Origin of the sequence: Snodgrassella sp. ESL0253, from assembly GCF_013344965.1 — a bacterium.
GTDB classification, from domain to species: domain Bacteria; phylum Pseudomonadota; class Gammaproteobacteria; order Burkholderiales; family Neisseriaceae; genus Snodgrassella; species Snodgrassella alvi_B.
The window spans coordinates 49,311-74,911 of the sequence record NZ_JAAEDQ010000010.1 but is presented as its reverse complement, the minus strand read 5'-3'; the positions used below and the strand labels follow the sequence as shown (position 1 = coordinate 74,911).

Below are 25,601 nucleotides of genomic sequence, written 5' to 3'. Positions count from 1 at the left end.
TTATGTGTAAGAAAATATAATATAATTTATATTAAATTAGCGTTAAATTTATAGAAGCTATATTAAATCAACCTGACATATTGATGGCCAAAGTGAACGTTTAATTTAGAAGAGGAAAGACATGAGTACATACGGGCTTAAACTTACAACACGTATCGGATTGTTTCTTACAGCTTATACACCGATGTTTCTATGCCTTTCAATCTGGCAATTTTGCGAATATAGCAACTATCTGAGCTGGACTAGCTGGAATGCAGACTATATCACTCATACTTATCTGCACTATTTTGGCTTAGCTACCATTCTGCTATTTCTTGCGGTGATTGGTAGCCTTAATACTTATTCTTATCTGAAAAAACTAAGCTATAAAAAAGAGTATTTCCAGAATAAAGTAACAATTTTGCAGATAAAAAAAACAATCATGGTTGATCCCTCAATATTAATCGTTATTTTTGGTTTTTATTGTGAAATTTTTAACAATACAAAATCAAAGCTACCATTTGTTCTTTTTTTTGCATTGCTATTGATACTTATATTTTATTACTGGCCATTGCTCAAAAAAGCCAAGAAAGATATCCAAACAGATGCAGAAGTTAAATTAGATAGAAAGCATACACCGTGGATAATTCGGATATGGCAAAAAAAACCGGATAAAGAAAATGAAAAAAAATCAGAATTTGAGCAAAAAATGGACAGTTGGGGGTTTGTATATCTAATATCATATGCTGTATTTACACTACTATTTGAATCGTCTTTAAATGCAAAATACATGTTTATGTATGTAATTGGTATGCTGGGATTGATGCTGGTTTATTGTCATAGCAAAATGCTGTTAATCAATCCTGTACTTTTTTTTAAATATAATCTTTTTCAGATCAAATATATAGATAGTAGGACTAGTATAGAAGGCACTCGTTTACTAATAACTACTAAAACTAATCTGAAAGAAAAAGACATTGCATATATAGAAGATATCAGTAGTGAAATAGCCTATATTCCGTCGGGTAGCGGATTTGATAACTGGCATGATTCAGATATGCATAAATAAATAGTAGATTTCTTAATGATAAATTGCTGCATAACCTTTTACGCATAAGAAGCATACAATTGAAAACAAATTAATACGAATCCATTAGCTGTATAAATCACCAGTATTCAGTATGGTAGCATTGTCAGCTTATTGACACATCCATAATTAAACCGCAAAATATCTTTGCGGCGTTCAATAGCGCGGCCAGTTTTGACAGACTGTTTTAGTATGACGGACAACACCGCCAATATTTTATTGCGCGGCTTTATTGTCTGATTCCTGCTCCATTGGTACGTCTTCTATGGTGGACAATGGTGGGGAGGTCTTGTACCTGCTGGTTCATACTAGCCAGTCTGTCAACCCTGCCATTTGTCTGCCCCTTACCATGTTTGACAGCATGAACGTGGGCTTTTTTAGACTTAGTATGAAAGGCTACCAACATGAAAGCAATCCAGCAGCTTGTCCAATGCTGTAAACTTCCGCATCTATCACTACTATCCCAATTACAACCAATTGCAAGTAAAACCAAAAATAAAGCAAGTCAATGCTTGGCTGCTAGCCAAACCATACAACAGCAAATATCATCATTGTGCCAAATAGCAAACCAATGCCGAGGTGCACAATGAATCAGCAACAATTTATTGCCGCCAGCCTAAGCAACAGCCCCGCCTTGCTGCTCGAACAGGCCAGAGAACTGGCCATTATTCAGGACAAAAAACACAGCCCCTCAGAAAAAGCTCAAATGCTCAAACAGCATGAGCTTAACACCATCATCGAATATTGTGAGAGTACCAGCTACAATATTGATTTTCTCACCAGCACATTAGGCAAACTCCTGCTCGAACGCCTGCATATCCCCAGCCAAACCTTGCTGCTGGAGAATCAGGATATGCTCCAATTTGCCGGCATACTCAATACACTGCTTTCCAGCCTGAAAACCAGTATTAGCACTATTGAAAGCAGCAGCAAGATTATTGTTGGCTGTTATCGCTGAAAAAGCGGTAGTCGGCATAAAACGCCTATGGCTGTTAGAGCTATAGGTGTTTTTTGTACCTAGTAGAGTTTAATAGTAATAAAAGCTTTTATTTTGTATTTTCTTTTAATAATTTAAATAAATCATAAATTTATAAAATGCTAAATAAATTTTTTTATTAAAGGAGTGTTACTGATTTATTTTTATCCTTTATGATATAATTTCAAATTAAATTAAGCAGTAGTCTGAAATGAATAAATTTGCTGAATATAATCAATATTTAAAAAAATTGATAGAGGCAATGCTTATTAATCAGAATATGCATGACGCGGTTAATCTGGATATCAGTGATGGACTACTTAGAAACTATCTGAGTAAAGAAGAAATTTATTCTGCGGGAGCTTTTTTTACTGGACAGAACTTAGCAACTTTAGTCGTTGATTCTTTAAAGCAACCTATAACATCCTCTTCTGTAGTGCTTGATCCAACTTGTGGTATTGGTAATCTTCTAATTGAATGTTCACGAAAATTAGATATTGAAAAACAATTATCAGAAACTTTGAAAAAATGGGGACGTGTTTTATGGGGGTTTGACATTCACAAAACATTTGTAGAGTCGTGTAAGTTGCGTCTTATCATAGAAGCACTATTACGTGGATGCAAATTAGACTGCAGCGTTGTAGAAGCATTGGATTATCTAAAAAATATAAAGCTTAAAGACGTTATGAATGTTCAGCCTGATGAACTTGAATCAGTAACCCATTTAATTATGAACCCGCCTTTTAACTTATGGCCTTCACCTGAAACAGGTATATGGAAAAAAGGTAAAGTTAATGCTGCTGGTATAGTCTTTGAACACTTCATTAATTTGGTAAATTTAGACTGTTGTATTAGTGCTGTTTTACCAGACGTTTTACGTTCAGGTAGCAGGTATGAGAATTTTCGTTCAAGCATTGCAGAAAAAATTTCGGGAATATGTGAAGTATGGGGGCGTTTTAATAAGCAGGCTGATGTTGATGTTTTTGTATTATCTGGTTTTAAAGTTGAAAATAAAGGCAATATTAAATGGCATCAGAAAATATCTGCTGCAGTAATATTGGCCGATGAGTTTAATGTTTGTATTGGTCCATTGGTTCATTATCGAGACCCTGAAATTGGATGTGAATATCCCTATTTGCATGCTAAAAACGTAATTAATTGGAGTGAAATTAATAATATTGACGAAAAACGTCGTTTTAGAGGGCGTGTTATTGCCCCCCCTTTTGTCGTTGTTAAAAGAACATCAAGTCCTTCTGATTTATATAGAGCAGCAGCGGCAATAATCAACGTTGAAGACAAAGCAGTTGCTGTTGAAAATCATTTAATTGTTCTTAAACCAAAATCAGGTAAATTACAAGATTGTATAAAAGTAATGGAATTATTAGCTTCAGATTTTGTTAATAAATATTTAAATGAAAGAATCAGATTAAGACATTTAACAGTAAATGTAATTAAATCTATTCCTCTGTTTTAATTTTTAAATATCTCTTTTCTTCTGCTGCGGTAAGTATTTGCGAATGAAATTCATTTAATAACTCTACGATTACATCTTTTATGTCACTTACTACTGAACAGATATCTGAATTAGGCCTTGTTTCACCATGAGCTATAGCATTTCTATATTGTAAAAGTTTTTCATCGATTATTTGAAATTTCAATTCAAACCTATGTTTAGGAATACCAAGTTGTTCTAAAATTAATTTAAAATTTTCAGATTTTAAATTACTATTAGTATTAATAGTTTTATCAGTACAAACTTTAAATTTACAAGTTAATGAATTATTAAATTCTGTTAGTATCTTACCTCTATGAGAAAAGTTTTTGTAATTTAATTCTTCTCGAAAAACACCACCTAAATGTAATATTAAAAAGTTTTCTTGCATATCCTTGCATAAAAGTTTTTGGTTATTTAAGAATTCTAAATAATTTTTTGCGGCATTTTTAATAAAGCCCTCCCAATGAGCATAAATCAATAAAATAGCAGATTTATGCATGATGATATTTTGGGGAGCAATTTCACACTGAATTTTTAAATCGCTTATTTCTTTTTTACGCCATGCAAAGTCTCTATCTAGAGCATCTTGTAAATGAGCAAGAGAATTAATTTTGGCCATTATTTAATAATTTTTTTGCTATATTCAAGGTTTTATCCATTTTTGAGATAGGGCGTGTAGTACTTGGAATTGCATTAACTTCATTAGATGCCTTTTTTGAAAAATCCATAACATTATCCGGGGTAACTGTTTCACCTGATCTGATTTTATTGGCTATGATAATAGTTAAAACTTCAAACATTGGGGTAGAAACTGGCCCTTTGTATTTTTCTTCTTTACTGTGAAATTTTTTAAATGCATCTTCACCAAGTGATTGATTTATAATTTGGAATGTCTGTTCAAATAGTTTTTGTTCATCTTCATATTGAAATTCTGTATTAAATAAACGAACAACTTCTTCATCGAAATATGGCCCAATATTATCATGTGATTTTCGTAAAGATATATCTGGATGCAACTGGATAAAATAGCGAACAACATATTCTTCGTAAAGCGCTTCTTCACTTTGTTTATCGGAAATAGGCATAGTTGCAAGAAAATCAGAATTTCTGGATAGTCCTTTAATATAGTTAAAAGCTTTTTTATTAACCATAATCAATAAGCAGTTCCGAATTTCTTGGTCTGTAAGTCCAGAACCACCAGTATTTAATCTTTGAAATAGTTCGAATTTAGCATTTGGCTCGCTTTCACGTTTAATAATTTTAATATCGACTTTTTCTCGTTTAAAGATTCTTTGTAATTCTGGTTCAAGTTCTCTCCATGTTTTACCTCCTAGGCTAGGTAAATATTTGGTTTTTTCAGCTCTAAAAAAATTTTTTTCTGAATCTATGTTGTCTTTTAATTTACCCATAAATGCTAAAATTGTAGCAATTCGTTGTAAACCATCCACCACATCCCATATGCCATCATCGCGTTGTGAAACAAAAATAGAGGGTAATGGAATACCTAAAAAGATAGACTCAATTAAACGGGATTTTTGAGTACTATTCCAACGATATAATCGTTGGAATTCTGGATTGATATCTAGTTCATTGTCATCATATAAATTTGCCAATTCCCCAATCGACATTGGATAGGAATCTGTGTGAATTTTTAAACGTGCACTTTCAATTTCTTTATTTAATGACATATATATCTTTCAATAAAACGCAATTGTGGTTAGGCTTTTTCTGAGTCTAAATACCAGATTGTTATCATATATTTATATCTTAAATACATCAAATTAAAACCTATAGATTAATTGTTTCAACATCTATCTAGGTTTTTTACAACAACACTTTTTCAATCCCCCCATTACTGGCTTTTTGCACAAACTCTTCCTGCCAGTTTTCACCCAGTATATGCTTGGCCATTTCAATCACCACATAATCTGCTTTGATATTGGTGTCATCGCTGTAGCGGCTGAGGCCTTGCAGGCAGGCGGGGCAGCTGGTGAGGATTTTTACCGGTTCGCCCTGCGGCAGTTTGGTTTTGCCTTTTTCGATTTCTTTCTGTTTACGGAAGCGTACTTGTGTGGCGATATCGGGGCGGTTGACGGCAAACATGCCGGATTCGCCGCAGCAGCGGTCGGACAGGGGCACGTTTTGTCCCATCAGCTCGTTAACTACTTTGATTGGCTGGTTGGTTTTGATTGGTGTGTGGCAGGGGTCGTGGTACAGGTATTGCTGGCCTTTGATGCCGTCCAGTTTCAGGCCTTTTTCCAGCAGGTATTCGTGGATGTCGAGTATACGGCAGCCGGGGAAAATTTTATCGAAATGGTAATCTGTAAGCTGGTCGTAGCAGGTGCCGCAGCTTACAACTACGGTTTTGATGTCCAGATAGTTAAGGGTATTGGCTACGCGGTGGAACAGGACGCGGTTATCCATGGTGATTTGGTCACCTTTGTCTTTGTTGCCGCCGGCGGTTTGCGGGTAGCCGCAGCAGAGGTAGCCCGGTGGTAGTACGGTTTGTACGCCTACATGCCACAGCATGGCTTGTGTGGCCAGACCAATCTGGCTAAACAGGCGTTCGGAGCCACAGCCGGGGAAGTAGAAGACGGCTTCGGCTTCTTCGCTTACCTGCGGATTGCGGATAATCGGTACGGTGGTGTTGTCTTCGATATTCAGCAATGCGCGGGCGGTTTTAATTGGTATGTGGCGCGGTAACGGGCGGTTGATGAAGTGGACAACTTGCTCGCGGATTTCTGGTTTGCCGGTGGTGGCACGCGGGGCAGTTTTCTGGCGTTTGAGCCAGCCAAGGCTGAAGTGTTTGCCCATTTCATAGCCCCAGTTTTGCAATCTGAAGCCGATTTTGATTACACTCTGACGCAGGGCTTTGATGGTTCTTGGGTCGGTGGCGTTGAGGAAAGCCATGCCCATGTAGACGGTGGGGTTGAATTTCTTTTTACCGGCCTTGCGCAGGTAGTTGCGCATGGCTACGGTTACGTCGCCGAAATCAATTTTTACTGGACAGGGCTTGATGCAGCGGTGGCATACGGTGCAGTGGTCGGCCACGCTGTTGAGTTCGTCGAAGTGTTTCAGGGACACGCCGCGGCGGGTCTGTTCTTCGTACAGGAAGGCTTCGGTAAGCAGGCCTACGCCGAGGATTTTGTTGCGTGGGGAGTAGAGCAGGTTGGCGCGCGGTACGTGGGTGCTGCATACGGGTTTGCATTTGCCGCAGCGCAGGCAGTCTTTGATGGCATGGGCGATTTTGCCTAGTTCGGATTGCTCCATAATCAGGGATTCTACGCCCAGCAGCTCAAAGGATGGGGTGTAGGCTTTGTCGAGGTTGGCACCGGGCATCAGTTTGCCGCGGTTGAAATGGCCGTGCGGGTCTACCTGTTGTTTGTAGTCCCAGTAGGGCTGCATTTCGGCTGCGGTGAGGTAGTTGATTTTGGTAATGCCGATGCCGTGTTCGCCGGAAATAACGCCGTTCAGGCTGCGTGCCAGTGCCATGATGCGGTCTACGGCGTGGTGGGCGGTTTGCAGCATGTCGTAGTCGTCGGAGTTTACCGGTATGTTGGTGTGGACGTTGCCATCACCGGCATGCATGTGCAGGGCGACGAAGACGCGGCCGCGGATGATGTGGCGGTGGATTTGGTCGAGTTTTTCCAGAATCAGGGTATCGGTTTTGCCACTGAAAATTTCTGCCAGCGGCTGCATGATGTCGCGTTTTACGGATACACGCAGGTGGAAGTCGCGCATGGCGATAAAGCAGCTTTGGTCGCCTGCCGGTTCGTTGTCTTCAAGTTTTTGCGGGAACTGTTTGAGGTAGTCGGCCAGCGGGGCATCAAGGTGGTTGAGCAGCCATGTCCAGCGGGTTTGGATGCCGGTAACGTGATTCAGTGCATGCTGTTTGCGTGAGCCGAGTAATTCGGTGCTGGGCAGGTCGGTGCCGAGCTTGTCTACCGGCAGTTTGGTTTGCAGGTAGTCGATGATGGCGGCACACAAGGCCAGTTTGTTCTGGATGGACAGTTCGATGTTGATGCGTTCGATGCCATCGGAGTAGCTGCCAAGCTGTTCCAGCGGGATAACGACGTCTTCGTTGATTTTAAAGGCGTTGGTATGGCGGGCAATGGCGGCGGTACGGGAACGGTCGAGCCAGAAAGTTTTGCGTGCTTCGGGGGTAACGGCGATAAAGCCTTCTCCACAGCGGGCATTGGCCAGCCGTACGATATGGGCAGCGGCGGCCTGTACTTCGTTTTCGTCGTCGGCAACGATGTCGGCAAGTAAAACCATTTTCGGGCGGCCTTTGCCGGCGGCCTTGGTGGCGTAGCCGACGGCGCGTACATAACGCCAGTCCAGATGCTCCAGCCCCGCCAGTTTGACGCTTGGGTGGTTGAGCATGTAGTTGCGTACTTCGACAATGGACGGGGTGGCGTTGGCTACGGTGCCAAAAAATTCCATACATATGGTACGGGTGTATTTGGGCATGCGGTGCAGTACGAAGGCGGCAGAAGTTATGATGCCGTCGGTACCTTCTTTTTGCACACCGGGTACGCCGGCAAGGAATTTGTCGGTAACGTCTTTGCCCAGGCCTACTTTCCGGAATCGCTGGCCGGGTACTTCGAGGCGCTCGGTTTTGATAATGGAATAGCCGTCGTCATCTAGTGTGTGTATGTCGAAGATGGCGGTGGTTTCGTCGTGAATTTTGCCAAAGTTGTGACGTACGCGCTCGATTTTCAGCCACTGACCCTGTGGGTTGACCATTTTCCACCATGCCAGATTGTCGAGGGTTGTGCCCCATAGTACGGCTTTTTTACCACCGGCATTCATGGCTATGTTGCCGCCGATACAGCAGGCATCGGCGGAGGTGGGATCGACGGCAAATACCCAGCCGGCTGCGGTAGCGGCTTCTTCTACGCGGCGGGTAACGACGCCGGCACCACAGGTAATAATGGGGTGGGTGCCTTCCAGTCCGGGCAGTTGCTGTAAGGCTACCGGGCTGTACTGGTCGAGTTTTTCGGTGTTGATTACGGCACTCATGGCATCCATGGGTATGGCGCCGCCTGTATAGCCGGTGCCACCGCCACGCGGGATGATGGTGAGTTCGAGTTCAATCAGGGCGCGTACCAGTGGGGCAATTTCTTTTTCGTGGTCTGGATTGATAACCACAAATGGATATTCGATACGCCAGTCGGTGGCATCGGTAACATGGGTAACGCGTGCCAGCCCGTCAAACATGATGTTGTCTTTGTGGGTGATTTTGCGCAGACGGTTGAATACCTGTTCGCGTTTGTTGCGGGTTTTGCCGAAGCTGCTGTCAAAATCGTTGATGGCCTGTTCGGTACTTTCCATCAGTTGGGCAACTTGCTGGTTGTTGTCGCGCCGTTTCTGGATTTCGTGCAGGCGGTGGCGCATTTCTTTAACCAGTGCCTGCTGGCGTTGTTGGTGTTCGAGCAGGTCGTCGATGAGATAGGGGTTGCGGATGACTGCCCAGATGTCGCCCAGTATTTCAAACAGCATGCGCGCTGAGCGGCCGGTACGTCTTTGTCCGCGCAGTTGTTGCAGTAAATCCCATGAATGGCTGCCGAGTAGGCGGATGACTATTTCCCGGTCGGAATAGGAGGTGTAGTTGTAGGGGATTTCGCGTATACGCTGACTGGCTTGTGTGCTCATTGATGTGTTCCGTTCCGCTCTGCTGGCGTTAAATTGGTAGGGCTATGAGTGGGGTATTTTAACTGATTAACTTTACTTTTCGCAGTTTTGTCTTGTGACAATTTAGGTGAAAACGGCAGTGGTGGCAATGGAAAAATCTGCTGGTTTGATGGTATTTTGTTTCATATACGCAGTTGTCAAAGGGATAACTGTTGTGAGGCCTATAGATATGTTTTTGCTGGTGAGCATGAAGTAATTAGCCCTTTAGTTTTTTGCTAAAGGGCTTAAAAGGTTAGTTTGCAGGCTCTATGATGGTGATTGGTTTTTTGTATTTGGGGCTGTAAGGGCCGTACAGAATCCCATCGCGTTCCTGAGCCGATAATAAGTCGGTATCTACAACACCAGCAATTTTATAAGCCCGGTCTGATACTTTATCGGAAATCTGGGTAATCACTGCGTTGACCATGAGTGAGAAAAGGCCATTGTTGTTACTGTTATTGCTGGAGTCTACGGTGATGTTTTTCCGCCCCGTCCAGATAACTGATCCGTCTTTGGCGTCTACCAGTTTGGCATTGACTGTGACGGTGGTTACGCTGCTGATTACTTTGTATTTGGTGCCATAGTCTTCTACGTTTAAATACAAAATGGCATCAGGGTTGTATACCTGCCTGATTTTTTTGAGGTCTGCTGCCTGTATTTCGGCACCATCATTCAGGCCGTTGTCTTTAAATGTTTCATGAACCAGTGCTACTGGAAAAACGTAATAACCGGACTCGGCCAGTGGCTGGGTGGTTTGTGCCATAACGGCGTAGGGTGCTTTTACATCTACTGATGAATTGGTTGGTAGCATTACCAGAATGGAATGTGGATTACTTTGCTGGAATTTGCTGTAATCACGCGGTTGGACGCGGTGATGATTGCTGGCACAGGCTGACAGCAGGGCGATGATGGATAATGGCAGTAATAGCTGGCGTAAACGCATTACGATTTGCCTCCATCAATATTTTTTAACAGGAAATTCATATAGGTTGCTGATTCTGGAAAGGCCTCTTTTTCCATTTTAAATTGGGCTTTGGCGCCGGCACGATTACCTACTTTGGCATACAGCATCCCCAGATGGGCATGGGCACCTGGCGCTGGCTTGCTATGATGATTGCTGGTATCGATGAAGTATTTTTCCATGCTGGCAATCTGTTCTTCTGGTGTAGTTTTGCCATCCAGTGCCTGATATTGCAGTTTGTGGTAGTCGCCCCAGTAATACAGGGTAGGTGTCTGTTGTCTCTGGGCACATGCTGCCAGTAACACGACAGCCAAGGCTGTTGTTAGTATTTTATTCATATCGGGTTTGATGTGTGTTGGTAAGTTTTTATTGCTTTAGGGCTGTGGATTCCAATTTCCTTGTTCAATACCCTTGACCAGATTGTTGACGGCTTCACGAATGGCTAAATCAAGTACTTTACCATTGAGGGTACCATCGTAGCTGGCATGGCCACCTGTGCCGAGTATTTCGCGTGTGGACAGTTTAAATTCGCCGGCACCCTGACTTGTGTAGACGATTTCAGATGTCTCTACATCAATAATATTCAGGGTGACTTTGGCGTAGGCAACTTGAGTTTTGCCCTGACCAAGTATGCCGAATAATTGTTCATCACCTACATTTTTACGCCCGAATTCAGAAATGTCGCCAGTTACAACATAGCGTGCACCTTTTAGCTTTTGTGGTATGCCTTTGATAGAGGCTTCGGTACGGATTTCGTCCATATTGGTGCGATCCAGAACAATAAAGCGTCCGGTTTGCTGCAAATCGGTCATCAGGAGGGTTTTGGCCTGACTGGTAAGCTGGTTGTTGCTATTACTGAAAATACCGCCTCCCAGATTACCACGGCTATCAAACTTGCCTACAGCCAGTGGTGCTTTTACGCCTTTATAGGCTTGCTGATAGGTTTCTACTTTGAGAACGTTCAGAACCTGAGAGCTTTCGGTTGCACATGCAGATAATAGAACTGCACTTACTATGGTTAAATAAAGTTTATTCATGATGTTTTAGGTTAATTATGTTGGGCGGAGTATATTGAAGCTGTTGTTTTATGTCAAAAATATATTAGGTAAAAAGGTAAAAACTTTAACTATGCCGGCTTTATTCTGAAGGCTGATGGGTATCAGAATTGTTCCTGCGCACTTAAATAGCGCCATTGCCCCGGTGGCAGGGCACCCAGTTTGATTTTGCCCATGCGTACCCGTTTCAGGCCGGTAACGCGCAGACCTACCAGTTCACACATGCGCCGGATTTGGCGTTTTTTACCCTGTTTGAGTATAAAGCGCAGTTGATCCTGATTTTGCCAGCTAACTTTGGCCGGCCGCAGTTTTTCGCCATCCAGACTCAAGCCATGATTGAGCAGTGCCAGACCATTGTCGCTAAGCTTACCGCTGACGCGTACCAGATATTCTTTTTCAATGCCGCTGTTTTCACCGATAAGCTGTTTGGCGATGCGCCCGTCCTGTGTAAGCACCAGTAAGCCTACTGAATCTATGTCCAGCCGGCCAGCCGGTGCCAGATGGCGGGTATGGGCTGTCTGAAACTGGATACGGCTTTTGTCTTCCTGCCAGTGATTGGCTTCGGTAATCAGTTCGACGGCGGCACGGTAGCCTTTTTCTGGCTGCGCGCTGACATAGCCTACTGGTTTGTTTAACAGAATGGTAACGCGTTCGGCCTGCTGACGATGTGCCTGCCGGTCGAGGTCGATGCGGTCGGAATCCACCACTTTCTGCCCCAGTACCGCGGTAACGCCATTCACTTTTACCCAGCCCTGCTCGATGTAGCCATCGGCTTCGCGGCGCGAGCATAAGCCCAGTTGTGCCATGCGCTTGGACAGGCGTTGTGGTTCATTTTGGTCTGTTGTTGTCATGCTTTATGCTCTTTCTGTCGATTTGAACCGGCTACCATGTCCAGCAGAAACAGGCGGCAATCCAGATTACCATTGAAGAGGGGAATTTTGCGCTTGGGTGACAGGCGCATCAGTTTGGGCATATCGCGGTCGGCACTGAACATGCCAATCAGCCAGCCGGCAAAATGCTGTTTCAGCCAGCTACCAAGCTGCGGATATAAAGCGTGTAATAGCTGGATTTCTGAAAGACGTACGCCATAAGGCGGATTGCTTATCATGATGCCATTGGTACCATTCGGGCGAGTATCCAATACATCGGTTACCTGCCATTGAATATGCTGGTCTACTTCGGCGTAGCGGGCATTGTTTTGTGCCAGTTTGATGAGTTTGCCATCAATGTCTGCACCGAAAATCGGAGCCTGAGGCTGGCTTTTGGCGGCTAAAGCGGCACAGCGCAGTTGTTGCCATAAGGCATCATTGTAATTGCGCAGGTTTTCAAAGCCAAAAGCACGCTCCAGGCCGGGTGCTGTATTGGTGGCAATCAGTGCTGCTTCGATGGCGAGGGTGCCACTACCGCAGAATGGATCCATAAATGGCTGGTTGCCATTATAGCCAGCCAGTAATAACAGGCCGGCCGCCAGATTTTCGCGTAATGGTGCTTCGCCGGTATCGCTGCGATAGCCGCGTTTGAATAAGGCTTCGCCACTACTATCCAGATAGATAGATAGTTCGTTTTTTTCGATGAAGACATGAATGCGTACATCCGGGCGAAATTTCTCTACGCTGGGGCGGCTGCCGGTTTTGTCGCGAAATACATCGCAAAGTGCATCTTTTACTTTGAGTGCGGCAAAGTTCAGGCTGTTAATTTGTGCCTGTTTGCCTTCTATGTGAATTTTGAAGTTTTTGTTAACGTCAAACCATTCTGGCCAGTTAATTTTTCTGGCCTGCTGATAAATGTCGTTTTCGTTGCGAAAGTGGCCGGTACTCAGGCGAATGAGCACACGGCTGGCTACGCGGCTGTACAGATTAATCCGGTAAACGCTGGCTAAATCACCATCAACAGCAACGCCACCATCGCGATTGTGAATCTGTTCGCAGCCCAGTGTAACCAGCTCCTGATTTAATATGGTTTCAAGCCCACGCGGACAGCTTACGAAAAGAGGATATGAATTCATGCAATACTTTAATTAAGAGGGAAAGGACATGCTAAACTTGTTTATGCATGTTTGAATAGTGTGATTGTAATATTGAAGTTTGGATGTTGACTATTGTTTGTGCTTTCCGGTGCGCAAATTTGGGTGATTAAGTGTGAAGCTGCACTTTTGGAAAAAGCAAGTTTTGTGTCTGCATATTGCTAATAATTAGCACAGGGAATGCTATGTTTGTTTTTAAGTTAACCTATCTGCAATCGATAGAAGAGGTGGAGAAATATTTACCTGCTTATCTGGCCTATTTGTTTGTAGGAACACTATGATACTGGCCATTTTATTGCTTCCGGCTAGCAAGTACCACGTGTTGGTAGAGTAATTCTGTGTCGTGCCAGCAGTAAAGATGCAGCTGAGGCTATGTTGCAGGAAGACCCGTTTTATATCCACCAGATTGCTGAATATGAAGTGATTGAGTTTGTACCAAGTAAATATGTGAATGGTTTTGAAGTATTTATTTGATTTTATTGCTGGGTAAGCAGATTAGTTTACTGAAACTGGTTTCGGTTTTTGCTGGCAATTTTATTTGGTGTTTGGGATACCTTTTTCTAATGAATTTTATTTTTAGGATATACAAACTTTATGAATCAACCTAAGAAACTAGCTGTTCTCATCAATGCTGATAATGTGTGTGCAAATACTATAGAATCTATACTAAATAAAATTGCAACCTTTGGGCGAATTAGTATCAAACGTGTTTATGGTGACTGGGGTTCTTCTCGATTAACAACATGGCGTCAAAAAATATTACCAAATGCATTGACACCTATACAACAACTTGCTTATATCAAAGGAAAAAATGTAACTGATGTTGCTATAATTATTGACGCAATGGATTTATTACATAGTAAAGTATTTGACGGGTTTTGTATCGTCTCTAGTGATAATGATTTTACTAGTCTTGCTACACGTATTCGTGCAGGTGGCTTATTAGTATATGGATTCGGCGATACTAAAACTCCAGAAATTTACCGTAATATTTGTGATCAATTTATTTGTATGGATGAATTAAACTCATCAACAAATAAAAATTCAGTATCTATAACTGCTAAGCAATCTAAAAAAACTGAGCAAAAACAGGTTGTACAGACAAAAACAGAAAATAATATAAGGTTGAAAAAACAACTAATCACTTTAATAGCCTCGATTATTGAATCGCAAAAAAATAAAGAAGGCTGGTGTAATTTAGGATGTGTTAAACAACGTATCATTGTAGAAAAACCAGATTTTAATTTTAAGAGTTATGGCTACAGTAAATTTTCTAGTTTAATTGCCAGTATTTATCTATTTGAACTAAAAAAAGGGAGTTCTTGCCTTGTCAGAATACGCCCAGAATTATCGAATAGTAAATTAATTCTATCAAATATGCCTTGTGCTAAGACAAAAAACAAAGAAAAAGAAAAAACAAACACGCTTTAAATTAAAATTATCATTAGTAAACAAGCTTGGAGAAAATTTATAAACAATAATTTACATAGCAATAATCATACATTGATTAAATAGATAAAATTACAAGGGTATGATGTAAAACGAACGAATCAGAATAACCAGATATAAAATGGTTTGCTAGATTTATTGTAATTATAAGAAATAAAGAGGGAATGCATAACAATGCCAGTTACAGATATAATCGAAATCCAAAAATACTATCAAGCTTTACTTGCAAAAGACCCAAGCTATGTTGGTATCTTTTACGTTGGTGTTAAGACTACCTCAATATTTTGTATAGCTACATGCAGAGCGAAAAAGCCAAAATTTGAAAATACGGAATTTTTTCGCACGGTTAAAGATGCTCTTAATGCAGGCTACAGACCCTGTAAAATCTGCCGGCCGACAGAGAATGCTAATGAAGCACCCAAACAGGTGATTGATGCGATAAAAATCAGTACTGAAAATCCAAAGATAAGAATATCTGATGCGCTGTTAAGAGAGCAGCAAATCAGCCCGGAAACTGTTCGCCGCTGGTTTAAAAAAAATTATGGTATTACCTTTCAGGCTTATCAAAGAATGTACCGAATTAATCAGGCTTATCAGGAATTGAAAACGGGTAAAAAGATAATGGATACAGCTTTTGACAATGGATATGAGTCATTGAGTGGTTTTGGTTATACCTACAAAAAGATTGTCAAAAAAGCACCTTCCAACTATTCAAATGACAATCTTATCCTTATCAATCGTTTAACCACGCCCATTGGTCCTATGTTCATTTGTGCTACACAACAGGGTATTTGTCTGTTGGAGTTCGTTGACCGACGTATGCTTGAAACAGAGTTCAAGCAGCTACAAAATTTACTTAAGGGGACAATTATCTTTGGTGAAAATAATCACATTCTACAGGCCAGACTTGAAATGGATGAATACTTTCAGGGTAAAAGGAAAAACTTTACTGTTCAATTGCATACACCCGGAACGCATTTTCAGCAAGCTGTCTGGGATTGTTTGAGAACAATACCTTATGGGGAATTAACTACTTATAAGCAACAGGCAGAAAAGCTAAATAATCCTAAAGCAGTCAGAGCTGTTGCTAGCGCCAACGGCTTTAATCGTGTAGCCATCATTATTCCTTGCCACAGAGTAATCGGCTCTAACGGCCAATTAACTGGCTATGGTGGTGGATTGGAACGCAAACAATGGCTTATTAATCATGAAAAAAATAATCATCAATCATAAATTTCTGGTACAAACGGGTAGTTTGCTTGGATTTAGTCACCGCGTAAATACACAGTGTTGTTTGTATTTAACCATATTGCATAACATTGGCTTAGCTTAACGTGGTTTTAATGGGCTGGTTTCAGTGATTAAGCTGAAACAGGGCAAACTTGTGCCTGATAGGCAATAAAAATTTACCAGCGGTGAAGCCTTAATTTAATTGATTCTGCAATAGTCATTGCTGGTTGGAATTTTTTCTAAATGGAATATTCAGCGCAGTATAACTGTCTTTATTTGTTTCATTATTATTTGTTCTTAAATGATGAAACTGGTAAAGTCATTCCGTTTTTTGTCTGTAATTATAATGTATTTGAAAAGACTTTAGCTTTGGCAATTGCGTCGATTAATTCTAATATTAATTGAACTAATTATCATGGTTAACTATATATTGATATGATTTTTAACCTAATTTATTTGTAATAAAAGGGTAATAGATGAAAGAAAAGTTAATTCTATTTGTGTTGACCTTGTCAAAATATATTCCTTTTTTGCAGCTTTCAAATGTAAAACGCACAGCAAAACAAAGTATTTCTGAAACTAGGGTGGGAGATGTTTCAGAAGAAAAAGAAAATAATTTTAATGAGTTAGAATATGTTGAAATGCAAGCGCAGCGGGGTGATGCAGATTCTCAATTTCATTTGGGTATATTTTATTATGCAGGTGAAGAAGTATCTCAGGATTGTGAGAAAGCTGCCAGATATTTCAGCATGGCAGCTAGGCAGGGAAACGTTAATGCACAATTTGCTCTGGGCGTTATGTATCAAAATGGCGACGGTGTACAGCAGGACTATGTTAAGGCTAAAGAATTTTTTATTCAGGCTGCTAAACAGGGCAATGCTTCAGCTCAATGTAGTCTTGGATTGCTGTATAAGAATGGCAATGGGGTAAAACAGGATTATTTTGAAGCGATAAAATATTTTCAGCTAGCGGTTGCCCAGAATGAAGCTAAAGCCCAATCTTCTTTAGGATTGATGTATTACTTGGGTGAAGGTGTAAAACAAGACTACATAAAAGCTTTTAATTTTTTTCAGCTGGCAGCTGAGCAGAGTGAAGTTACTTCTCAATATATTTTAGGGATAATGTACTATCATGGTGAAGGAGTAGAAAAAAGTTATGATAAAGCAATGCATTATTATTACCTTGCTGCTGAACAGGGAAATGCTGATGCACAATATAAACTAGGACTGATTTACCATAATGGTACAGGCACAGCACAGGATTTTGTTCAGGCATTAAAATATTATCAGCTAGCAGCTAATCAGGGGTGTAGTGATGCTCTAACTAATCTGGGACTTATGTACAGTGATGGATTAGGAGTAAAGCAGGATTATGAACAGGCTGCAAAATATTTTCATCTTGCTGCTGAACAAGGTAATGTAACTGCACAGTTTAATCTCGGAGTATATTATAGATATGGCTATGGTATAAAACAGAATTATAAAAAAGCTCTTAGCTACTATCAGTTAGCGGCCGAACAGGGTAATATTATTGCCCAATATAATCTTGGTGTTATTTATGAAAATGGTCAGATTACGCAACAAGATTATGTTGAAGCTGTGAAATATTACCAACTGGCAGCTAAACAAGGCTATCCTTATGCTATTTATAATTTAGGACTGATGTTATATAACGGTAAGGGTATTAAACAGGATTATCAAAAGGCATTCCAGTGTTTTCATCAGGCTGCTAAAGATGGGTTGGCCACTGCACAATATAATCTTGGACTAATGTACTTCGAAGGCAAAGCGAGCAAACAGAATTATGAAAAAGCTGCTGAGTATTTTCAATTAGCTGCTGCTCAGGGAGAAGCTGCTGCTCAGGCTAATTTGGGGTATTTGTATGACATTGGGAAAGGTGTAAGACAGGACTATATCAAGGCACTTGAATATTATCTGCTTGCAGCTGATCAGGGAGATAGTTCTGCTCAATGTAATTTAGGTAATATGTATGAAAATGGCAGTGGAGTAGTACAGGACTATGCAAAAGCCGTTGAATATTACCAGTTGGCTGCGCAGCAGGAAGATGCTAATGCCCAGTTTACTTTAGGACTAATTTATCTAAATGGTACCGGTGTAAAGCCAAATAAGCGTATGGCTATGGAACTGCTTAGAAAAAGCTGTGAAAATGGTAAACAGGAAGCCTGCGAGATATATGGGCAATTGAAATAAAAAATAGCTTTATTTATTATCAGGCATTTGTCTTTATTATATATTATAAGTCACCAGATAAAAATAATGCTGAAATTATCCATAATGAGTATCTGGTGAATCATGATTTTTGTATAGATAAAATAAATCTGGTTTTGCAAAATTTGTTGCTTGTTTTATGGCCATTATCACCAATATTAGCTTTTTATCTGTAGCAGTCAGATTTCTTTGCTAACAATTTGGTTATTTCAAGATTAGTCCGTTATGAATGAACAAGCAGCACCAATGCCGGAATTTGCTCTCCGTTTAGTCAAATGGCAGCGGCAGCATGGCCGGCATGGTTTGCCGTGGCAGACGCGCGAGCCGTATCTGGTATGGCTGTCGGAAATTATGTTGCAGCAAACACAGGTAGCGACAGTACTGGATTATTATCCGCGGTTTGTGGCTGCTTTTCCAGACGTGCAGGCGCTGGCGGCTGCCGATGAAGATGAGGTACTGGGCTTGTGGCAGGGGCTGGGCTATTACAGCCGTGCGCGGAATCTGCATAAAGCGGCCAAACAGGTGGTAACCGAGTTTGCCGGCAAGTTTCCGCGCAGCCGGATTGAGCTGCAAACGCTGTGCGGGGTAGGCCGCAGTACTGCGGCGGCAATTGCCGCATTCTGTTTTGATGCACGTGAAACCATTCTGGATGGCAATGTGAAGCGCGTGTTGTGCCGGTTGCTGGCGCTTGACGGTGATATTGCCAATAAAAAATTTGAAGAGAAGCTCTGGTGTACTGCCGAAGCTTTGTTGCCGCAGGATGCTGCCGATATGCCAGCCTATATCCAGGGATTGATGGATTTGGGCGCTACAGTATGCAAGCGCAGCAAGCCGGTATGTTCTGTATGCCCCATGAATGACATATGTCTGGCGCGGGCGCAAGACCGTATTACTGAATTACCACGCAAGAAAACTGCGGTAATGGTAAAAAATCTGTCGCTATATTGGCTGGTATTGCGTAATCGCGATGGGGCGGTATTGTTACACAAGCGCCCAGCCAAAGGTATTTGGGGTGGTTTGTGGTGTGTGCCCTGTGTGGACAGTCTGGCTGCTTTGTATGAGCTGGCAGCACAATTTGGCCTTGCTGCTGAAGATTTGAATGAAGGCACTGAAATCACTCATCGTTTAACCCACCGCCAGTTATTTATTGTGCCATTTACGGCACAGGCAGGCGGGCAGCCAATAAAATCCACGGCAGTAGCTGGTGAATGGGTGTCACCTGATAATCTGGCAGCTTATGGTATTCCTAAACCATTACATGATTATCTGAATGCTGTACAAAGCAGTCTGTTTTAATTTTAATTCTATTTTAATTTAATGGCATAATTATTTTTTATGCTTGTAAAGCATGTTTATTTTTAATTTTGTCTGATTTATGTGAATAAATCGCAGTGAATATTGTTTTTTACTCTATTTAGGGTAAATTTAATTGACGCTATCATTATTGTCACGTATAAACGCTATCTTGCTGAAATGTGGCTGTCTTTTTGCTATTTCACGTTATATGGATAAAAGCGGAAAACAGTAATTTCAGTACAGGTGAGCTAAATGCTGTGCATTGAGCTTCTAACTATTTAACCGGGAATAAAACAATGGAAGAAGATTCGAGTCGACCGTTTATTTTATTGATACCACAACTGCAACTAGGCCGTTGATGTTTCCGGGTTAACAGTATCTGCCGACCGGGAAACAGCATGGTCGGTGAGGTACTGTTTATGAAAAAACTAAAAAAAATCATTTCTCAACCAGTAGTAATCAAGGCTGTGCTGGAGTCTCGCAACAGCCTTGACGGCACACTGTCCAAATTACAGACCAGTCTGAGTGGTCTGACCGAGCACGATGTTAAAGAGCGGCTAGCCAGTTTTGGCAGCAATGATGTGGTGCACGATAAAGCGCCGTCTGCATGGCTGCAATTGTTGCTGGCGTTTAAGAATCCTTTTATTTTTGTGTTACTGGCGCTGGCCTTGGTAAGCTTTTTTACCGATTATCTAATTCCTTTGCGCAGTGGTGAAGAAACCAGCGTGAGTGGAATTAGCATTATTCTGGTGATGGTTCTGCTTAGTGGTTTGCTCAGTTTCTGGCAGGAATATCGTTCCAATAAGGCGGCTCAGGCGCTGAAGTCAATGATTAGCACCACTGCTACGGTGTTGCGTCGCAGCCATCATGATATCAGTGCCGAGCAGCTTGAAGTACCGATTAAGGAAGTGGTACCGGGCGATATTATTTTGCTGTCTGCCGGTGATATGGTTCCGGCTGATGTGCGTCTGATTGAATCACGCGATTTGTTTATCAGTCAGGCGGTGCTGACTGGTGAATCCATTCCGGTAGAAAAATCCGATACTGTTGGTATGAATGGAAATGCGGCTGCTCAACAGCAGCAACCGTCATCAGCCAATCCGCTGGATGCAGAAAATATCTGCTTTATGGGTACCAATATTGTGAGCGGTACGGCTAAAGCAGTGGTGGTGGCTACGGGTAGTGATACTTATTTTGGTTCGCTGGCCAAATCGATTGTTGGTACACGCAGCCAGACTGCTTTTGACCGTGGTGTAAACAGTGTCAGCCATCTGTTGATTCGCTTTATGCTGATTCTGGTGCCGGTGGTATTGCTGATAAATGGTTTTACCAAAGGTGATTGGGGTGATGCTGCTCTGTTTGCTCTGGCTGTAGCGGTAGGGCTGACACCGGAAATGCTGCCGATGATTGTAAGTGCCAATCTGGCCAAGGGCGCAATGGCGATGGCGCGGCGTAAGGTGGTGGTAAAACGCCTGAGTGCTATCCAGAATTTTGGTTCCATGGATGTGTTGTGTACCGATAAAACCGGCACATTAACGCAGGATAAAATTATTCTGGAGCATTACACTGATATCAATGGCAATAATGATAGTGAAGTTTTGCAGCTGGCATGGTTGAACAGCTCCTATCAGAGTGGTATGAAAAACCTGATGGACAAGGCGATTGTGCGCTTTGCTCAGGAACCGGAAAACAGTGCTGTTATCAATGATGGTGGTTATCGCAAGATAGATGAGCTGCCGTTTGATTTTATACGCCGGCGTTTGTCTGTCGTGCTGCGGGATGATGAACAGCGCCATGTACTGATTTGCAAAGGTGCTGTTGAGGAAATGCTGTCAATTTCCAGTTGCGTGTATGAACAGGGTGAATATCTGCCACTGGATACAGCACGGCGTGAGCAGTTGCTGGCACTGGCTGAAAGTTACAATAAGGAAGGTTTCCGTGTACTGGCGATTGGTAAAAAGTATATCGCTCCGGAAGCACAGAAAGCACAGTATGCGGTGGCGGACGAAACTGAACTGACTTTGTTTGGCTTTCTGACTTTCCTTGATCCACCGAAAGACAGCGCAGCCCAAGCCATTGCTGCATTGAGTGAAAATGGTGTGGCTGTGAAAGTGCTGACCGGTGACAATGCCATTGTGACGCGCAAAATTTGTCATGAAGTTGGTATCGAAGCCGGACAGCCTTTACTGGGCAATGATATCGAAGGATTGAGTGATGAGGCGCTGAAACCATTACTGGAACAGCATACTGTATTTGCCAAGCTAACACCATTGCAGAAATCGCGCATTATCCGCCTGTTGCAGGAAAATGGGCATACAGTGGGTTTTCTGGGTGATGGTATTAACGATGCTCCTGCTTTGCGCGATGCCGATGTTGGTATTTCCGTAGATACGGCCACTGATATTGCCAAGGAATCCGCCGATATTATTCTGCTGGAAAAGAGCCTGATGGTGCTGGAAGAGGGGGTAATCAAAGGGCGTGAAACTTTTGGTAATATTATTAAGTATCTGAATATGACGGCCAGCTCTAATTTTGGCAATGTATTTTCAGTATTGTTTGCCAGTGCCTTTTTGCCATTTCTGCCCATGCTGGCGATTCAGTTGCTGATTCAGAATCTGTTGTATGATTTTTCTCAGTTGTCACTGCCTTGGGATAAAATGGATGAGGAATTTTTGCGTAAACCACGCAAATGGGATGTTTCCAATATCAGCCGTTTTATGCTGTTTATCGGCCCGATTTCCTCTATTTTTGATATCAGTACTTTTGCGCTGATGTGGTTTGTATTTCATGCGAATGCACCAGAAGTGCAGAATCTGTTTCATTCCGGCTGGTTTGTGGAAGGATTGCTGTCACAAACGCTGGTGGTGCATATGCTGCGTACGCGCAAAATCCCGTTTGTACAAAGCACCGCTGCTTTACCAGTATTACTGATGACAGGGCTGATTATGGTAATCGGAATTTGTATTCCGTTTTCACCGATTAGCAACTGGATTGGCCTGACTGCATTACCGTGGCAATATTTCCCGTGGCTGGTACTCACGCTGGGCAGCTACTGCGTTGTTACTCAGATAGTGAAACGCTGGTACATTCGCCGCTTCGGACAATGGTTCTAAGCATTAAATAGCAAAAAGAGCGAGTTAAATACTCGCTCTTTTTTTGTTATCATTTATTTGTGGCCATCTATCTGGTAAATTGCATTACCTTTGGTTAGTCATACTTTGCCGAGTTGTTTAATATCTACTAATTTTTCTATATTTAAATTAATCATGAGTAAATAGACGGAGGTTAAATGGCATTTAATGCAACTGAAAAAGCAGCGTTGTTGACGGTAAAAGGGGTTGGGGAAAAAGTGATTTTGCGTTTGGAGCAAATGGGCATTGATTCATTGGCAAAACTGGCACAGGCAAATCCGCAGGATATTACTGAGCAGGCAGCCAGTCTGGTTGGCAGCAGTTGCTGGAAAAATAGCCCACAAGCCAAAACTGCTATCAGTATGGCAGTAGATTTTGCTCGCAGGAATATTGAGAACCAGTCCTGAAAGTTTATGGGTAAATCAGCATAAATGATTTTGGTGACTATGGTCTGACTTGCTGGCAGAAACCGGGATATGCAGTTTTAGTATTACAAAATAATTGTCTCTCTTCAGGCTGGTGAAATGGGATGGGTCATGCACTTACAATTAATGGCAGTTGATTATACTGATAATAAAGCGGTGCATGATTTTGTTAAATAACGCTATAATGTGAATAACCTTTATCTTGGCCATGTTTAATAAATTGCTCAGATAAAAATGACTTTTAGCGCGCTCTTTCAAGAACAGCTTACTGGTGTTGAAAAACCTAAGACTGAGAACAGATATGGATGAATTAATCAAAGAAGCAGCATTACATTTTCACGAAGAACCCCGTCCCGGTAAAATTCAGGTTACGCCAACCAAACCACTGGCTACTCAATATGATTTGTCATTGGCCTATTCACCGGGTGTGGCTGCGCCATGTATGGAAATTCACCGTGACCCCCTGAATGCATACAAATATACGGCACGTGGTAATCTGGTTGCTGTGATTTCGAATGGTACGGCGGTACTGGGGCTGGGCAATATTGGTGCACTGGCCGGTAAGCCGGTAATGGAAGGTAAGGGTGTACTGTTCAAGAAATTTGGCGGTATTGATGTATTTGACATTGAGGTTAATGAAACTGATCCGGATAAGCTGGTAGATATTATTGCTTCGCTGGAGCCGACATTTGGCGGTATTAACCTTGAAGACATTAAAGCCCCTGAATGTTTCTATATTGAGAAAAAACTGCGCGAGCGCTGCAATATTCCTGTATTCCATGACGATCAGCATGGTACGGCAATTATTACTGCCGCTGCGATTAAAAACGGTCTTGAAGTTGTCGGCAAAGACATTGGTGAGGTTAAGCTGGTGTGCTCTGGCGCAGGTGCAGCGGCTATTGCCTGTCTGGAACTTCTGGTTGCGCTGGGTATGAAGCGTGAAAATATCACTGTGTGCGATTCCAAAGGTGTGATTTATCAGAATCGCGAAGAAAACATGGTGGAATCGAAAAAACTGTTTGCCATTGCGGATAATGGTCAGCGTAATCTTGCTGATGCTGTTCATGGTAAAGATATTTTCCTGGGCTTGTCTGGTCCAAATGTATTGAGCGTAGATATGCTCAATACCATGGCCAAAGACCCGATTATTCTGGCCATGGCCAATCCGACACCGGAAATCTGGCCGCCGGAAGCCAAAGCTGCCCGACCAGATGCTGTAATCGGTACTGGTCGTTCTGATTTCCCGAATCAGGTAAATAATGTATTGTGCTTCCCGTTTATTTTCCGTGGCGCGCTGGATGTAGGCGCCACCACCATTAATGAACAGATGAAGCTGGCCTGTGTGCATGCCATTGCTGAACTGGCCAAGGCCGAGCTGAGTGATGAAGTATCTGCTGCTTATGGTAATGCCGAGCTGTCTTTTGGACGTGAATATTTGATTCCGAAGCCATTTGATCCTCGTCTGATTGCTGTGGTGGCTCCTGCTGTAGCTAAAGCGGCTATGGATTCTGGTGTGGCTACCCGTCCGATTGACGACATGGATGCTTATGTAGAAAAACTGAGTCAGTTTGTCTATAAGTCCAGCCTGTTTATGAAACCGGTATTTTCTCAGGCTAAGAAAGAGCTTAAACGTGTGGTGTTATGTGAGGGTGAAGATGAGCGTGTTCTGCATGCTACCCAGCACATTGTTAACCACAAACTGGCTTTCCCGATTCTTATTGGCCGGCCGGCAGTCATTGAAGCGCGTTCGAAACAATTGGGGCTGACTATTCAGCCGGGCAAAGATTTTGAAATTGTTAATAATCAGGATGATCCGCGTTACCGCGAGTACTGGCAGGCTTATTATCAGCTACGTAAACGCCATGGTGTAACTGAGGAAATGGCTCGTCGCCGCATGATCAGCAGCTCTACTCTGATTGGTGCTATGCTGGTACGCATGGGCAGTGCTGATGCGTTGTTGTGTGGTACGGTAGGCCGCTTCCATGACCATTTCAATATTCTGGAAGAAGTTATTGGTTATAACAATCCTGAGCACAATGCTTGTGCCATGAATGCTTTGATTATGACTTCAGGCAATATGTTCATTGCTGATACTTATGTTAATCCAGAGCCTACTGCCGAGCAGATTGCTGCTAATACACTGATGTGTGTTAAGGAAATGAAACGCTTCGGTATTGAACCTAAAGTAGCCTTATTGTCCAATTCCAACTTTGGTTCACTGAATCAACCAAGCAGCAGTAAAATGCAGCAAGCGCTGGCTTTGATTAAAGAAGCCGATCCTGAGCTGAATGTTGATGGTGAAATGCAGGGTGATCTGGCTCTGGATGAAAAACTGCGTCAGAAACTGATGCCAGATTGCGAGCTCAAGGGCGCAGCTAATCTGTTGGTAATGCCAAATGTTGAGGCGGCTAATATTAGTTACAATCTATTGCGTACTGCTTCTAATGGCGTCACTATTGGCCCGATTCTGATGGGTATGAATGAATCTGTACACATTGTTACGCCAATGGCTTCTGTACGCCGTATTGTCAATATGGTAGCTTTGGCAGCAGTGGATGCACAGCGTAAATAATCGCTGAATTTGTTGTAAAAT

General features: G+C 42.3%; 19 protein-coding genes. 10 read left to right on the top strand and 9 right to left on the bottom strand.

Annotated elements, in window-relative coordinates; all coding sequences use genetic code 11:
- The first annotated feature begins 121 nt into the window (after window positions 1-121).
- Window positions 122-1,048 carry a hypothetical protein gene (locus GYX26_RS08950; RefSeq protein ID WP_174828955.1) on the top strand — a complete coding sequence of 309 codons (927 nt, stop codon included), beginning with the start codon at window positions 122-124 and terminating at the stop codon, window positions 1,046-1,048.
- A 247-nt stretch (window positions 1,049-1,295) separates the two neighbouring features.
- Here the strand turns inward: GYX26_RS08950 and GYX26_RS08945 are convergent, their stop codons facing one another.
- On the bottom strand, window positions 1,296-1,472 hold the full coding sequence (locus GYX26_RS08945) for a hypothetical protein (protein ID WP_174828954.1): 177 nt from the start codon (window positions 1,470-1,472) through the stop codon (window positions 1,296-1,298).
- A gap of 180 nt (window positions 1,473-1,652) precedes the next feature.
- On the opposite strand from GYX26_RS08945, the gene GYX26_RS08940 reads away from it, so the two are divergent.
- Both GYX26_RS08940 and GYX26_RS08935 read left to right on the top strand, forming a co-directional pair.
- Window positions 1,653-2,024: a hypothetical protein gene (locus GYX26_RS08940; protein WP_174828953.1), complete on the top strand. Its 372-nt coding sequence runs from the start codon at window positions 1,653-1,655 to the stop codon at window positions 2,022-2,024.
- A gap of 229 nt (window positions 2,025-2,253) precedes the next feature.
- Window positions 2,254-3,516: an N-6 DNA methylase gene (locus GYX26_RS08935; protein ID WP_174828952.1), complete on the top strand. Its 1,263-nt coding sequence runs from the start codon at window positions 2,254-2,256 to the stop codon at window positions 3,514-3,516.
- Here GYX26_RS08935 and GYX26_RS08930 read toward each other — a convergent pair.
- The 8 genes from GYX26_RS08930 to GYX26_RS08895 all read right to left on the bottom strand — a co-directional run bounded on the left by GYX26_RS08930 (window position 3,500) and on the right by GYX26_RS08895 (window position 13,231).
- The gene (locus GYX26_RS08930) at window positions 3,500-4,156 is read right to left on the bottom strand and encodes an MAE_28990/MAE_18760 family HEPN-like nuclease (protein ID WP_174828951.1); all 657 of its coding nucleotides are present in this window, start codon (window positions 4,154-4,156) and stop codon (window positions 3,500-3,502) included. The two genes, GYX26_RS08935 and GYX26_RS08930, sit on opposite strands and share 17 nt — an antisense overlap.
- A complete protein-coding gene (locus GYX26_RS08925; protein ID WP_174828950.1) occupies window positions 4,143-5,225 on the bottom strand; it encodes a DUF262 domain-containing protein in 1,083 nt (360 codons plus the stop codon). The genes GYX26_RS08930 and GYX26_RS08925 overlap by 14 nt, the downstream gene beginning before the upstream one ends.
- Before the next feature lie 136 nt (window positions 5,226-5,361).
- Complete coding sequence (locus GYX26_RS08920) at window positions 5,362-9,192, bottom strand: DUF3683 domain-containing protein (protein WP_174828949.1); 3,831 nt, start codon at window positions 9,190-9,192, stop codon at window positions 5,362-5,364.
- Window positions 9,193-9,463: 271 nt separating this feature from the next.
- Entirely contained in the window at window positions 9,464-10,153 is a 690-nt protein-coding gene (locus GYX26_RS08915; RefSeq protein WP_174828948.1) for a GNA1162 family protein, read from the bottom strand.
- Window positions 10,153-10,509: a DUF4810 domain-containing protein gene (locus tag GYX26_RS08910; protein WP_174828947.1), complete on the bottom strand. Its 357-nt coding sequence runs from the start codon at window positions 10,507-10,509 to the stop codon at window positions 10,153-10,155. Before GYX26_RS08910 ends, GYX26_RS08915 begins: the two co-directional genes overlap by 1 nt.
- Before the next feature lie 36 nt (window positions 10,510-10,545).
- Window positions 10,546-11,208, bottom strand: coding sequence for a CsgG/HfaB family protein (locus GYX26_RS08905; protein WP_174828946.1), 663 nt, complete (start codon window positions 11,206-11,208; stop codon window positions 10,546-10,548).
- A gap of 122 nt (window positions 11,209-11,330) precedes the next feature.
- Window positions 11,331-12,077 carry a pseudouridine synthase gene (locus GYX26_RS08900; protein WP_174828945.1) on the bottom strand — a complete coding sequence of 249 codons (747 nt, stop codon included), beginning with the start codon at window positions 12,075-12,077 and terminating at the stop codon, window positions 11,331-11,333.
- Window positions 12,074-13,231, bottom strand: coding sequence for a class I SAM-dependent RNA methyltransferase (locus GYX26_RS08895; RefSeq protein ID WP_174828944.1), 1,158 nt, complete (start codon window positions 13,229-13,231; stop codon window positions 12,074-12,076). The genes GYX26_RS08900 and GYX26_RS08895 overlap by 4 nt, the downstream gene beginning before the upstream one ends.
- A gap of 612 nt (window positions 13,232-13,843) precedes the next feature.
- Between GYX26_RS08895 and GYX26_RS08885 the strand changes: the two genes are divergently transcribed.
- The 7 genes from GYX26_RS08885 to GYX26_RS08855 all read left to right on the top strand — a co-directional run bounded on the left by GYX26_RS08885 (window position 13,844) and on the right by GYX26_RS08855 (window position 25,580).
- Window positions 13,844-14,680: an NYN domain-containing protein gene (locus GYX26_RS08885; protein ID WP_174828943.1), complete on the top strand. Its 837-nt coding sequence runs from the start codon at window positions 13,844-13,846 to the stop codon at window positions 14,678-14,680.
- Window positions 14,681-14,872: 192 nt separating this feature from the next.
- A complete protein-coding gene (locus GYX26_RS08880; RefSeq protein ID WP_174828942.1) occupies window positions 14,873-15,931 on the top strand; it encodes a bifunctional transcriptional activator/DNA repair enzyme AdaA in 1,059 nt (352 codons plus the stop codon).
- A 473-nt stretch (window positions 15,932-16,404) separates the two neighbouring features.
- Window positions 16,405-18,138 (top strand): SEL1-like repeat protein, encoded by a 1,734-nt coding sequence (locus tag GYX26_RS08875; protein WP_174828941.1) that lies wholly within the window; start codon window positions 16,405-16,407, stop codon window positions 18,136-18,138.
- A 243-nt stretch (window positions 18,139-18,381) separates the two neighbouring features.
- Window positions 18,382-19,452, top strand: coding sequence for an A/G-specific adenine glycosylase (gene mutY / locus GYX26_RS08870; protein ID WP_174828940.1), 1,071 nt, complete (start codon window positions 18,382-18,384; stop codon window positions 19,450-19,452).
- 419 nt (window positions 19,453-19,871) lie between these two features.
- A complete protein-coding gene (mgtA, locus tag GYX26_RS08865) occupies window positions 19,872-22,565 on the top strand; it encodes a magnesium-translocating P-type ATPase (RefSeq protein WP_100113051.1) in 2,694 nt (897 codons plus the stop codon).
- Between the two features lie 176 nt (window positions 22,566-22,741).
- Window positions 22,742-22,990 (top strand): helix-hairpin-helix domain-containing protein, encoded by a 249-nt coding sequence (locus tag GYX26_RS08860; protein WP_174828939.1) that lies wholly within the window; start codon window positions 22,742-22,744, stop codon window positions 22,988-22,990.
- 319 nt (window positions 22,991-23,309) lie between these two features.
- Window positions 23,310-25,580 (top strand): NADP-dependent malic enzyme, encoded by a 2,271-nt coding sequence (locus GYX26_RS08855; RefSeq protein WP_174828938.1) that lies wholly within the window; start codon window positions 23,310-23,312, stop codon window positions 25,578-25,580.
- The last annotated feature ends 21 nt before the right edge of the window (window positions 25,581-25,601 follow it).

Excerpts from the sequence above, each read along its gene's own strand:
- GYX26_RS08945 (WP_174828954.1), bottom strand. The coding sequence starts at position 1,472 with ATGTTGGTAGCCTTTCATACTAAGTCTAAAAAAGCCCACGTTCATGCT.
- GYX26_RS08905 (WP_174828946.1), bottom strand. The coding sequence starts at position 11,208 with ATGAATAAACTTTATTTAACCATAGTAAGTGCAGTTCTATTATCTGCA.
- GYX26_RS08855 (WP_174828938.1), top strand. The coding sequence starts at position 23,310 with ATGGATGAATTAATCAAAGAAGCAGCATTACATTTTCACGAAGAACCC.
- GYX26_RS08915 (WP_174828948.1), bottom strand. The coding sequence starts at position 10,153 with ATGCGTTTACGCCAGCTATTACTGCCATTATCCATCATCGCCCTGCTG.
- GYX26_RS08885 (WP_174828943.1), top strand. The coding sequence starts at position 13,844 with ATGAATCAACCTAAGAAACTAGCTGTTCTCATCAATGCTGATAATGTG.
- GYX26_RS08880 (WP_174828942.1), top strand. The coding sequence starts at position 14,873 with ATGCCAGTTACAGATATAATCGAAATCCAAAAATACTATCAAGCTTTA.
- mutY (WP_174828940.1), top strand. The coding sequence starts at position 18,382 with ATGAATGAACAAGCAGCACCAATGCCGGAATTTGCTCTCCGTTTAGTC.
- GYX26_RS08920 (WP_174828949.1), bottom strand. The coding sequence starts at position 9,192 with ATGAGCACACAAGCCAGTCAGCGTATACGCGAAATCCCCTACAACTAC.
- GYX26_RS08860 (WP_174828939.1), top strand. The coding sequence starts at position 22,742 with ATGGCATTTAATGCAACTGAAAAAGCAGCGTTGTTGACGGTAAAAGGG.
- GYX26_RS08935 (WP_174828952.1), top strand. The coding sequence starts at position 2,254 with ATGAATAAATTTGCTGAATATAATCAATATTTAAAAAAATTGATAGAG.
- GYX26_RS08910 (WP_174828947.1), bottom strand. The coding sequence starts at position 10,509 with ATGAATAAAATACTAACAACAGCCTTGGCTGTCGTGTTACTGGCAGCA.
- GYX26_RS08940 (WP_174828953.1), top strand. The coding sequence starts at position 1,653 with ATGAATCAGCAACAATTTATTGCCGCCAGCCTAAGCAACAGCCCCGCC.
- GYX26_RS08950 (WP_174828955.1), top strand. The coding sequence starts at position 122 with ATGAGTACATACGGGCTTAAACTTACAACACGTATCGGATTGTTTCTT.
- GYX26_RS08895 (WP_174828944.1), bottom strand. The coding sequence starts at position 13,231 with ATGAATTCATATCCTCTTTTCGTAAGCTGTCCGCGTGGGCTTGAAACC.
- GYX26_RS08875 (WP_174828941.1), top strand. The coding sequence starts at position 16,405 with ATGAAAGAAAAGTTAATTCTATTTGTGTTGACCTTGTCAAAATATATT.
- GYX26_RS08930 (WP_174828951.1), bottom strand. The coding sequence starts at position 4,156 with ATGGCCAAAATTAATTCTCTTGCTCATTTACAAGATGCTCTAGATAGA.
- mgtA (WP_100113051.1), top strand. The coding sequence starts at position 19,872 with ATGAAAAAACTAAAAAAAATCATTTCTCAACCAGTAGTAATCAAGGCT.
- GYX26_RS08925 (WP_174828950.1), bottom strand. The coding sequence starts at position 5,225 with ATGTCATTAAATAAAGAAATTGAAAGTGCACGTTTAAAAATTCACACA.
- GYX26_RS08900 (WP_174828945.1), bottom strand. The coding sequence starts at position 12,077 with ATGACAACAACAGACCAAAATGAACCACAACGCCTGTCCAAGCGCATG.